The organism is Planococcus sp. A6 (genome assembly GCF_028823615.1).
Classification (GTDB): domain Bacteria; phylum Bacillota; class Bacilli; order Bacillales_A; family Planococcaceae; genus Planococcus.
In genome coordinates, this window is record NZ_JAPEHT010000039.1 from 15,832 (window position 1) to 27,036 (window position 11,205).

Here is an 11,205-nt window from a genome sequence, read left to right on the forward strand (position 1 = left end):
ATGAAAAAATTGCTGATTATCGCCGGCGTCGTGCTTGCCATCTTTGCGTTGATCGTCTTCTTGACCAATCAATCGCAAGACGAGAAACTGGCGGACAATCCATACGGCACGGATGATCTGAATCCGGCCACCATCGATCAGCTCGATGACGAAAACTATCAGAACATCGCATTGCCAGAAGACGTAAATGAACAGATCCAAAGCGGAGAGCCAACGACTGTTTATTTCTTTAGCCCGACTTGCCAATTCTGCCAGCAGACAACGCCAATCTTGATGCCTGTTGCAGATGATATGGAAGTCGATGTACTGCAGTACAACCTGCTCGAATTTGAGCAAGGCTGGTCTGATTATGCACTCGAAGCGACACCGACACTGGTCCATTACGAAGACGGTCAGGAAGTTGCCCGCTGGACAGGCGCACAGCCGAAAGAGAATATCGAACAATTTTTCCAGGAAGTCGTGAAAAAATAAACTGAAACGGGATCATGTGCCGCGCGCATGATCCCGTTTTTATGGAGGACTGTATGATGAATTGGACTTACCAAATCCCGGAACAAGGCATGACTGTTACGGACTTATTGAAAAACGAATGGGGACTCGGAAAAAAGACCGTGCACGAACTGCGCATGGCCAAAGGCGTCCGTCTTGAAGACGGCACAGAACCCCGCTGGCAGGAACCGCTCGACAAAGGGACGCAATTGATGGTTACTATCCCACAAGCCGAGTCGCCATACCGCTCGAACGCGTCGATCGAACCTGAGATTTTATTTGAAGACGAGCATTTCATCATCGCCAATAAACCGAAAGGGCTCGCCACCCACCCGAATGATAACCACCAGGATGATACGTTCATCAACGGCTTGATGGCTTACGTCCAGCAATCCGGCGGTTCGTATATCGAACATATCCACCGGCTGGATCAAGGCACTTCCGGCGTGTTGCTATTGGCCAAACACCCCATCGCCAAAAATGTCATGGACCGGATGGTTGAACAAAAGCTTGTGCAGCGTGAATACGAAGCACTCGTCAAAGGCTTGGTCCGCGGGCAATCCGGGACGCTCGACTTCCCGCTCGGCCGCGACCGCCATCATGCTACGCGCCGCCGCGTATCACCGAACGGGCAAAGCGCCGTCACCCATTACCAGGTCATCAACCGCGCAGATGGCCGCTCGCTGCTTCACTTAACTTTGGAGACTGGGCGCACGCATCAAATCCGCGCCCATTTGTCGCACGTCAAGCACCCGATCATCGGCGATGAATTGTACGGAGGGCCGCCGACTGAAGACGGCGAATACTTCCTGCATGCTTTCCGCATCGCGTTTAAACACCCATTTACCGGTCAGCAAATCGATATCGAAGCAAAACAATAACCAAAAGGCCAGCGAACCCATTCGCTGGCCTTTTTTTATTAAACCTTGATTTCGTCCGGATGGGTTCCGCTCCGCCAATCCTGGTTGAGCGCTGAAATCTGTTTCATCTCTTCTTCACTTAATTCAAAATCAAAAACATCGGCATTTTCAACAATGCGCGACGGCGTCACCGATTTCGGGATGACGATCAAGTCATTCTGGAGATGCCAGCGAATGATCGTCTGCGCGATGGATTTCCCGTGCTTTTCGCCGATTTCCGACAGCACCGGATCTTCGAGCAGGCGCCCTCTCGCAAGCGGCGACCAGGAAGTGACCGCAATGTCTTGTGCCGCACAAAATTCGCGCAATGACTCCTGCGTCAATTGCGGATGCAACTCGATCTGGTTGACCATCGGTTTCGTGTTGGCCTTGGCCAAAATCTTCTCCAGATGATGCTGCTGATGGTTGGAAACGCCGGCAGCACGGATCAATTTTTCATCATAGAGCCGCTCGATCGCACGGTACGTTTCCTCGAACGTATCGGGAATTGCCCAATGCGTCAAATACAGATCCAGATAGTCCATATCCAGCCGTTTCAGTGAAGCTTCGAATGCACGTAAGGTCTGGTCGTAACCCTGGTCGGTATTCCATACTTTCGACGTGATGAACAGCTCCTCACGCGGCACGCCTCCTGCGCGGATTGCTTCCCCGACCTCTGCTTCGTTGTCATACACTGTAGCAGTATCGATCGCTTTATAACCTGTTTGGATCGCTTTTACCATCGCTTCGACCGCTGCTTCTTTATCGGTCATCTTGTAGACGCCAAGGCCAAAACGCGGCATTTCCACTCCATTATGTAAGGTTTTTGTTGATTCAATCGTCAGATTCATAAAAATTCTCCTCCTGTTCTTTTTCATTGTACAAATTGTCGAAAGGAATTTCGACTATTCGCCACCAGATTGAGAAAAGCTCTTGCATCCGATATTAAAAACGAATATTATTAAACGTGTTGTTTAAAATGTTCGTGTTTATAAGGAGGATATTCCATGTTTCAGTTAAAAGAACACGGAACTGACGTCAGAACCGAGATTACAGCCGGTATGACAACGTTCCTGACGATGGCATATATCGTCATCGTCAACCCGGTGATTTTAGGTGCTGCCGGCGTTCCGTTCGACCAGGTTTTTCTTGCCACCATCATAGCAGCGGTTATCGGCACATTATGGATGGCCTTGCTCGCCAATTACCCGATCGCCATCGCTCCGGGCATGGGGCTTAACGCATATTTCACCTCTATGGTGCTCGCTTCTGACGGTGCCATTGATTATACAACCGCTTTTGCTGCAGTCTTCGTTTCCGGATTGCTGTTTGTCGCACTGTCATTAACCTCGATGCGCAAAATCCTCATCGAAGCCATTCCGGAAAACTTGAAACATGCCATCACGGCAGGCATCGGCTTGTTCATCGCCTTTATCGGAATGCGCCTCAGTGGATTGATCGTCGCCAATGAAGCGAATCTCGTGGGGCTTGGCGACTTGACTTCGCCGCCTGTCGCATTAACGCTCGCAGGGCTCGCAATCACGCTTATCTTCATGTCCTTGAACATTCACGGCGGGATTTTCTTCGGAATGATCGCAACGGGTATCATTGCTTTCTTCACCGGCCAATTGACATTTGCGGAAGGCTTCATGAAGTTGCCATCGCTTCCGGAAGGCATCATCGTCTGGAATCCCATCGAAGCGTTCCTGCTGGTCGCCGAATTCGGGCTGTACGGTGTGGTGTTCTCGTTCCTGCTCGTCACGCTGTTCGACACGACTGGAACGATGATCGGTGTCGCAAAACAAGCAGGGCTCATGAAAGACAATAAAATGCCGCGCGTGCGCCAGGCGCTCCTCGCTGATTCTGTCGCTGCCAGTGCAGGCGCCATGGTCGGCACAAGCCCGACCAGCGCTTATGTCGAATCTTCCGCCGGCGTCGCTGCAGGCGGACGCACGGGGCTCACGACTTTGACCGTCGCCATCCTGTTCATCGCAGCCGCCTTTTTCGGGCCGCTTGTCGGCTCGCTTTCTGGCGTCGCCGCCATCACCGCTCCCGCTCTCATCATCGTCGGCAGCTTAATGATCGGCGCCGTCAAGCAAATCGACTGGGATCAATTCGATGAAGCGTTCCCGGCGTTCCTGATCGTTCTCGCCATGCCGCTCACCTCAAGCATCGCAACCGGCATCGCACTCGGGTTCATCTCTTACCCGCTGATGAAAATTTTCAAAGGCAAATGGAAAGCCGTCCACCCGATTCTTTATATTTTTGCTGTGCTGTTCACAATCCAGATTCTCATTGCACCGCATTAAAAAGTCCCCTGCATTCTTCTATGCAGGGGATTTTTTGCGCCTTAAACGAAAGCGCCGCTTACAAACCAATTTTCATCGTCTTTACATTTGCCCACAAAAAAACACCGATTTCTCGGTGCTTTTCTTGTTAGACTCTAGCTGAACGACCGGACATGGCTGCTGAGAGCAATAGCACGATTGCTGTCAATAAGTGCAGTGCCCAGCCGATCAACGGAATCCAAGCGAGTGCACTTGTAATGATCCCCAGAATCGAGCCGAACTTCGGCGAATACTCTTTAAAGCAAAAGAACAACGTAATGGCATGCAGCACGAACATGATGCCGAGCGGTGCATAGCCTGCAGAAATCACAAATCCGCCCCCGATGAACGGAATGGCCAGAAATGCCTCCGCAAGACCCGTAATCCAAAGCAGTGCAACGGATGTCTTCATTTTCATATCAGTTCATCCCTTCCTTTTCTTCCTACCCCTATATACGCATCACATCCAAAAAAGTTTCACGTTTTTCGGATGGACGGAAAATGTCCATATTTTCGAGTGGGTTCCATATTTCATTTTTCCCGATGGTACGCTATACTAAACACAGATGCAAATTTCAAGGAGGTCGTCATTCATGAACTTGATCTTAATCTTGGGGATTTGTGTATCGTTTTTGGTAGCTATCTTCACTGCTGGATACGATGACAAACCAGGCACAGACAAAAGACAATAATGTGAAATGCAAAAGGACAGCGCCCACGCGCTGTCCTTTTTTGTCGTTTATTTCAAATTCGGAAAATCCTGTTGGCGCAGCGCTTCATACATCAAGATCGCTGCCGTGTTCGACAAATTAAGTGAACGGATATGTTCATTCATCGGAATGCGCAAACAACGGTCTAAGTTGGCATCAATCAATTCCCTCGGCAAGCCCTTTGTCTCCTGACCGAAGACGAAGAAATAATCTTCCCCGGTATCCGAAAAATCGAACGAACTGTATGTCTTCGTGCCAAACTTGGTGATGTAATGGTATTTGCCGTCAGGGTAAGCTGCAAACAACTCATCGAGTCCATCGTGGTAATGAATGTCCACGTGCTCCCAATAATCGAGCCCGGCCCGTTTGAGCATTTTATCGTCCGTTGAAAATCCGAGCTCACGCCTGTGCCCGCACAAGAGCGTGCAATGTTCCCGGTATTCGCCGGAATTAATGGCTGATATAACACAATGTGTATTCCCAAGTTTCTTCACTTATCCTTTCGTTTCTGCAGAAAAGAATGCTAGCCCTTTGGCGATCTCTGCCAGCACCTCTTCATCTTTCTCTTGCTGCTGTGCATGTTCGAGCGCTAGTCTTCCTTCATCCGTTCCAATACGGCCGATCGCCCAAGCGGCCGTGCCGCGGATGACCGGACGCGGATCCGTCTTCATCAATTCAATTAATGTAGGCACTGCCGACTGCTCCTTAAAATGGGCAAGTGCCAAAATGGCGTTGCGCTGAATCGGCTTTTTGCCGCGCCAAGAACCTGACACATGGCCGAATTTCTCTTTGAACTCCCGATTGGAAATCGTCAACAACGGCTCTAAAAGCGGCTTGGCAATTTCCGGGTCCGGGTCAAATTCCGGATGAATGCGATTGGCCTTGCGCTTATTTTTCGGGCACACGGTCTGACAAGTGTCGCAGCCATAGATGCGATTACCTATTTTCGACCGGAACTCATCTGGCAGGAAGCCCTTCGTCTGTGTCAAAAACGAAATGCAGCGCTGGGCATTGAGCTGCCCGCCCTCGACAATCGCGCCGGTCGGGCACGTATCGATACATAAGCGGCAGTCGCCGCATTGATCTTCCATCGGTTCGTCGTACTCAAATGGGATATTGGTAATCATCTCGCCCAAATAGACATACGACCCGAATTCCGGCGTGATGATATTGGTGTTTTTCGCGCTCCATCCGATGCCGGCGCGCTCTGCCACGGCACGGTCGGACAACTCACCCGTATCAACCATGGATTTTGTGCGTGCTTCCGGATAATGAGCCGCGATGAACGCTTCAAGCAGCGCCAACCGGTCCCGAAGTGCCGCATGATAATCCTTGCCCCAGGAAGAACGCGAGAAAATGCCGCGCCGTGCCCCTTTGACACCAGGCGTCGCCCCTTCCATTTTAGAAGGATAGGCAATCGCAATCGCAATGATGCTCACCGGCTCTTCCATCAATAGTTCCGGGCGCGTGCGTTTCTCCACATCCGATTCCTCAAAGCCTGACTGGAAATTCAATTGCTGCTGGCGGATCAAACGATGCTTTAAACTAAAAAAAGGTTCGGCCGAAGCAAAGCCGATTTTATCAATTCCGATTTCCGCGGCATACGCAACCAGTTGTTGTTGGAATTGATCCAAGTTCATGTCGATAACTCCTTGCTCCAATTTATGGTAAGATGATTCTACTATTCACGGAAAGGATGTTTGCTGTGGACTTTCGCGTAAACCCTGAAATTACAGAGATCCTGCCTGATTTTAAAATCGGCATTATTCATTATAACAATATCACCGTTTCGGATTCACCTCAAATGTTAAAAGGCCGCCTCCAACTGTTCCAGGAGCAATTGTTCTTCGATATGGACGATAAGGAATTGACGGATTTTCCTGGCCTTCTCGAATGGAAGCTAGCCTGGAAAGCGCTTGGAAGCGATCCGAACCGCTACCGGCCTTCTGCAGAAGCCTTGTACCGCCGTGTGCGCAAGCAAAACTATCTGGCCCCAGTCAATTCAGCGATCGATATGAACAGTTTTCTATCGCTTCAATACGAAATTCCGCTAGGTTTGTACGATACAGCTCAAATCGAAGGTGATATCGAAATCGCACTCGGCAAGCCCGACGACCGTTACGAAGGCTTGAATAACCGCGACAATACGCTCGATAACATCATCGTCACCCGCGATGCAAAAGGCGCTTTCGGCAGCCCATACGTCGATTCAAAGCGCACTGCTGTGACACCGCAAACAACAGACGCGGTACACGTGTTTTACCTCCGCCCATCCATGAACCGCGACAATGCCCTTCAGCTATTGACCGCTGCTGGCAATATGTTCACCGGAATCAATGGCGGCGAAGCTACTCCATATGTCCTTTAATTGCCTGAAGCATACGCTTCAGGCATATTCTTTTTATTCTCCCGAAAACTCTAGTATTCTTTTGATACTGAGATAAAAAAGAGGGATGCTACATGAAGAAAGTCCATAGCGACGTTATCCAATTCCGCGGCAGCCATTATGATTTCGGCTATCATCAAGGGGAATTGTTGAGAGATTCACTGCTTTTGCCGAACCGAAAAATACAGCGCAGTGAGAACAGCAAGCAATTATTGGTGGACGAAACAAAAGCCATCGAGATGCTTGAACGCTTTGCCCCACGCATCTGGGAAGAAATCGAAGGCTTAGCCGATGCCTTGGAATGGCCATTTTACGATGCCCTGCGCGAATTCGGCGGCTATTATATCGAATATACACGCAGCGGCTGTTCGATCCTGAGCCGCTCCGATTTCCTTGTCCGTAATTATGACAGTTCACCCCAAGGCTATGAAGGCCGGTTCGCCTTGTACGAGCCGACTGACGGAGGCTATGCATCCATCGGGCCGTCCATGCAAATTACCGGACGGACAGATGGCCTCAATGAGAAGGGCCTGGCGATGGGCTATAATTTCATCAATCGCCGCAATTCAGCAGACGGATTTATCTGCAATATGATTGGACGCCTGATCCTTGAGCATTGCGCATCGATCGAAGAAGCGGTCGATTTATTGAAAGAATTGCCGCACCGCCGGTCATTCAGCTATGTATTGCTGGATAAGAGCGGACGTTCAGTCGTCGCCGAAACGTCCCCGCGCAATGTCATCGTCCGGGAAGCGGCAGTTTCGACCAACCATTTCGAAGTGTTATCGGAAGAAAACCGTTACCAGATCGACGATTCCAAACGCCGCGAGGAAGCGCTTCTTACGCATTCCACAACGTCAAACGATGCATATGCAGCGTTTCGATTATTGAACGACTCGGACCAGGGCGTATTTTCCACCAAATACAGCACCGCTTCCGGCACTTTGCATACAGCTTCCTATTTCCCAAACAGCTTGGAAGTCGGCTTCGCCATCGGTCCTGACCGCTTGCCGCTCATGTTCGATTTCCAAAAATGGCTTCAAGGGGAGCGCTTGCTGGCAAAACGCATCAACGGGAAAATCGACACCCATTTCCCGTTTCCGTATCTTGACGACCTGTCTTCATTACAGCAAAAAAACGGCTAGAGCATTCATGTGCTCCAGCCGTTTTTTATTTGAACAACGCATCAGTATGGGCGAAACCGATGCCGGTATCGATCTGTCCATGGACGGATGTATTGCGGACAGGCTTTCCTGCAAGCCATTCCCCAAACTTGAACACCTCAGGCTCCTGGTCGCCCCCAAGCGCGAACCACACTTCCTGCTCTTTCGGTAGATAAACAGATGTATGGATTGTTCCGGCCCAGCTCTTATAAAGATTCGAAAACAAGCCGCGGCCCGTATCATTGAACAAGCGATAAGCGCGATACGCTTCCGCAGCATCTTCTGCATTCTGTTCGATAACCGACAAGCGTTCATAGGAATCCTTTAAATAATTGCGGTTTTCATGCTGCTGGATTTCAAAATGATTCGTACAAGCCGTTGCATCACGCACGTCGCTTCAATGACCTTTGTGGCGCCGCTCTTATCGGTCACAACGTAGCTGAATGACCCGCGGTGCGGGATATCTTTGACCAAAGCAACAGCCTCTTCAATGGATGAGCAACTTTCAAGAATGATGCGCCCGATCATATAACAGACAAAGCCATCCCCCGGGTTTTTCCGGTGCATGAAATTATAGCCCATCACCAGGCCATGCTCATTCATTCCATCCATACGTCCCAAAATGCGCTGGCTCGGACCAATAATGGCGTTCCCCTCTTGTGGCTGGAACAAGCAGAACCTGCCTTCATAGGTCTGCGGATGGAAATCATAATTACGCACCAAGAAGTCTTCGCCGCTGACGATCGAACAGCCCGACGGCGGCGCATCGATCCGGTAGCCGCCAAAATCACGAAGCACCTCATCAATCGGCAGTTCTAAGCTATCTTCAAGTCCTTTCAACTCTTCCCACAAGTTCGGGGCGTATTCATTGAACGCAGCTTGCGCTTCTGCCGGGTCGATGCCAAAACGTGGCCTCTTGCTCTTCCATTGCCCGCGGCGGTTGTGCAGCGTGATCGATTCTTTAAGCGCATTCCCTTGCATCATTCCATAATCATAATGGCTTCCTCTGAATTCGACGACTTCACTATATATCTGTCTCATAACTCCTCCTCTTACTGATCGTTTTTCTATTTCTTCAAAAGATCCGATTCCTTACTCATTCGGCGCACGATCCATTTTTCTAGCTCCACAATAATAAAGACACTCATCCCGATCAGCAATGGCCAAATCCAATACCTGAGCCCGATCGGTTCCGTGCCAAGCAGCGTATTCATAAACGGCACGTACGTCACCGAAAGCTGCACTAAGATTAATATGGCCGAGACAATAAAAGCCGCTTTATTGGAAAAGAAATCACGATTCAGTGCAAAACGCCGCTCGCTCCGACAGTTAAATAAATAAAATAGCTGTGAGATGACCAGTGCCTGTAGAGTCATGGTCTGCAAGATGCCTTGATCATAATTTCTGGCTTCCAGCATGCTGTTCATCCATAGAATGCCCCCTCCAATAATCGTCGATGCAAAAGCGATGCGGAAAACATAATAGCCACTGAGCAACGGGCTATTGGCTTTCCGGGGTGGCCGCTCCATCGTACCCGGCTCGAGCTTCTCAAATGCAATCGCTAAGGAAATCGTCACAGCCGTAATCATGTTGACCCACAAAATCTGTACAGCAGTGAGCGGAATTGTAGTGCCAAATAGAATGCTAATAAAAATGAGCAGCCCTTCGGATACGTTTGTCGGCAATATGAACAGGATGGTCTTTTTCAAATTGTCATAGACGCGCCGCCCTTCCTTCACTGCATTGACAATCGTGCTGAAATTATCATCAACCAGCACCATCTCTGCCGCTTCTTTCGATACTTCTGTTCCTTTGATTCCCATCGCAATGCCGATATCAGCTCGTTTCAAAGCCGGTGCATCATTGACCCCATCACCGGTCATTGCGCACACTTGCCCCTTGGCTTGAAGAGCTTTAACCAATTGCAATTTATTTGTCGGGCTGGTACGCGCGAAAATATCATATTCCAAGGCTGTAGCCTCCAACTGTTGTGCGTTTAAACCATCCAACTCCCTGCCTTCAAGCGCCTTGACCCCATCGCCGATTCCAAGCTTGGCTCCAATCGCCACAGCTGTGTCTTTATGATCTCCAGTGATCATCTTGACACGAATTCCGGCTTTTTTGCATTGGGCAATTGAATCGATCACTTCTTCGCGCGGAGGATCAATGATGCCAGCCATGCCCAGAAACTCAAACCCGCACTTCATATCTTCATGATTTATGACTTCCACTGTGTAATCGACTTGCTTAACAGCAGCTCCTAAAAGACGTTCTCCGCGTTTTGCATGTGAGGCTATCTTCGCCTCCCATTCATCCCTTTCTTCGCTTTGTATCATATCCAGTAGCTTTTCAGGGGCTCCCTTTGCATAAATCCATTTAGTTCCCCGATCTTCAACCAAAGCAGCCATGTATTTATAAGAAGAATCAAACGGAATCTTCATAATCACCGGCAACTTCTCTACTTCGTCATCCGCTTTCTCTGCAAGCGTCAACAGGCAGCCTTCCGTCGCACCCCCACTGATTGACCATTTCCCTTTTTTCCCTTTGACCAAATGCGCATCATTAACCGTTTTCACACAGGCTAAAAACTTTGCCAAGCGAGGATGATCAGCTAAACGAATGCCATCTCCGTTTTTCTTTAACATTCCTTCGGGTGAATAACCGACCCCACTAACATTGATTTCTTCATCTGCCAGAATAACAGAAGTCGCCGTCATTTCATTTTTAGTCAAAGTCCCTGTTTTGTCTGAGCATATTACCGTAACGGCCCCTAAAGTTTCGACTGACGGCAAGTTCCGTACAATAGCATTCTTCCCAGCCATCGTTTGGACACCCAAAGCTAAAATAATGGATAATATCGCCGGCAATCCTTCTGGAATGGCGGCTACGGTCAAGCCGATGATTGCCAGTAATAACTCAGCGGTGGCATAGTCATGGATCCAATAACCAATGAAAAACATGCCGATTGCACTCAGTACAATAATCACTGATATCACTTTTCCGAATTGAGCGGTCTGCTTTAATAAGGGGGTCTGTAATTTCTCGACCGATTCCATCGCGCTGCTGATTTTTCCGAGTTCAGTATCCCCTCCTGTTGCAATGACAACCCCAAACCCCGATCCGGCTGCAACAGCAGTTCCTGCAAATGCCATATTGGAACGATCGCCAAGCACAGTATCGCTCGATAGTCTTTCAGTCTGTTTATTTACTGCATCCGACTCACCAGTCAAA

The 11,205-nt window shown here is 49.4% G+C and carries 9 protein-coding genes and 2 pseudogenes; 5 read left to right on the forward strand and 6 right to left on the reverse strand.

The genetic code is table 11. From position 1 onward, the window contains the following. On the forward strand, nucleotides 1-471 hold the full coding sequence (locus ON064_RS07780) for a thioredoxin family protein (protein ID WP_058381324.1): 471 nt from the start codon (nucleotides 1-3) through the stop codon (nucleotides 469-471). Between the two features lie 53 nt (nucleotides 472-524). Next, a complete protein-coding gene (locus tag ON064_RS07785) occupies nucleotides 525-1,370 on the forward strand; it encodes an RluA family pseudouridine synthase (RefSeq protein WP_274624320.1) in 846 nt (281 codons plus the stop codon). Between the two features lie 38 nt (nucleotides 1,371-1,408). Here ON064_RS07785 and ON064_RS07790 read toward each other — a convergent pair whose 3' ends face one another. Then, a complete protein-coding gene (locus tag ON064_RS07790; RefSeq protein WP_274624321.1) occupies nucleotides 1,409-2,239 on the reverse strand; it encodes an aldo/keto reductase in 831 nt (276 codons plus the stop codon). 156 nt (nucleotides 2,240-2,395) lie between these two features. Here ON064_RS07790 and ON064_RS07795 point away from each other — a divergent pair, with 156 nt between their 5' ends. Further along, a complete protein-coding gene (locus ON064_RS07795) occupies nucleotides 2,396-3,697 on the forward strand; it encodes an NCS2 family permease (protein WP_211653654.1) in 1,302 nt (433 codons plus the stop codon). A gap of 127 nt (nucleotides 3,698-3,824) precedes the next feature. Here the strand turns inward: ON064_RS07795 and ON064_RS07800 are convergent, their stop codons facing one another. The 3 genes and pseudogenes from ON064_RS07800 to queG form a co-directional block, all read right to left on the reverse strand. Next, nucleotides 3,825-4,133 (reverse strand): hypothetical protein, encoded by a 309-nt coding sequence (locus tag ON064_RS07800; RefSeq protein WP_101189917.1) that lies wholly within the window; start codon nucleotides 4,131-4,133, stop codon nucleotides 3,825-3,827. A gap of 321 nt (nucleotides 4,134-4,454) precedes the next feature. After that, a pseudogene (locus tag ON064_RS07805) lies at nucleotides 4,455-4,909 on the reverse strand (tRNA (cytidine(34)-2'-O)-methyltransferase). 10 nt (nucleotides 4,910-4,919) lie between these two features. Beyond that, nucleotides 4,920-6,065, reverse strand: coding sequence for a tRNA epoxyqueuosine(34) reductase QueG (gene queG, locus ON064_RS07810; RefSeq protein WP_274624322.1), 1,146 nt, complete (start codon nucleotides 6,063-6,065; stop codon nucleotides 4,920-4,922). 65 nt (nucleotides 6,066-6,130) lie between these two features. Here queG and ON064_RS07815 point away from each other — a divergent pair, with 65 nt between their 5' ends. Together ON064_RS07815 and ON064_RS07820 are read left to right on the forward strand one after the other, a co-directional pair. Next, nucleotides 6,131-6,793 carry a B3/B4 domain-containing protein gene (locus ON064_RS07815; protein WP_274624323.1) on the forward strand — a complete coding sequence of 221 codons (663 nt, stop codon included), beginning with the start codon at nucleotides 6,131-6,133 and terminating at the stop codon, nucleotides 6,791-6,793. 92 nt (nucleotides 6,794-6,885) lie between these two features. Then, nucleotides 6,886-7,956, forward strand: coding sequence for a C45 family autoproteolytic acyltransferase/hydrolase (locus ON064_RS07820; RefSeq protein ID WP_274624324.1), 1,071 nt, complete (start codon nucleotides 6,886-6,888; stop codon nucleotides 7,954-7,956). A 25-nt stretch (nucleotides 7,957-7,981) separates the two neighbouring features. Here the strand turns inward: ON064_RS07820 and ON064_RS07825 are convergent. Both ON064_RS07825 and ON064_RS07830 read right to left on the reverse strand, forming a co-directional pair. After that, nucleotides 7,982-9,015: pseudogene (locus ON064_RS07825) on the reverse strand (C45 family autoproteolytic acyltransferase/hydrolase). A 26-nt stretch (nucleotides 9,016-9,041) separates the two neighbouring features. Further along, nucleotides 9,042-11,205, reverse strand: a 2,164-nt coding sequence (locus ON064_RS07830) for an HAD-IC family P-type ATPase (protein WP_274624325.1), incomplete at its 5' end; no start/stop codon positions are given.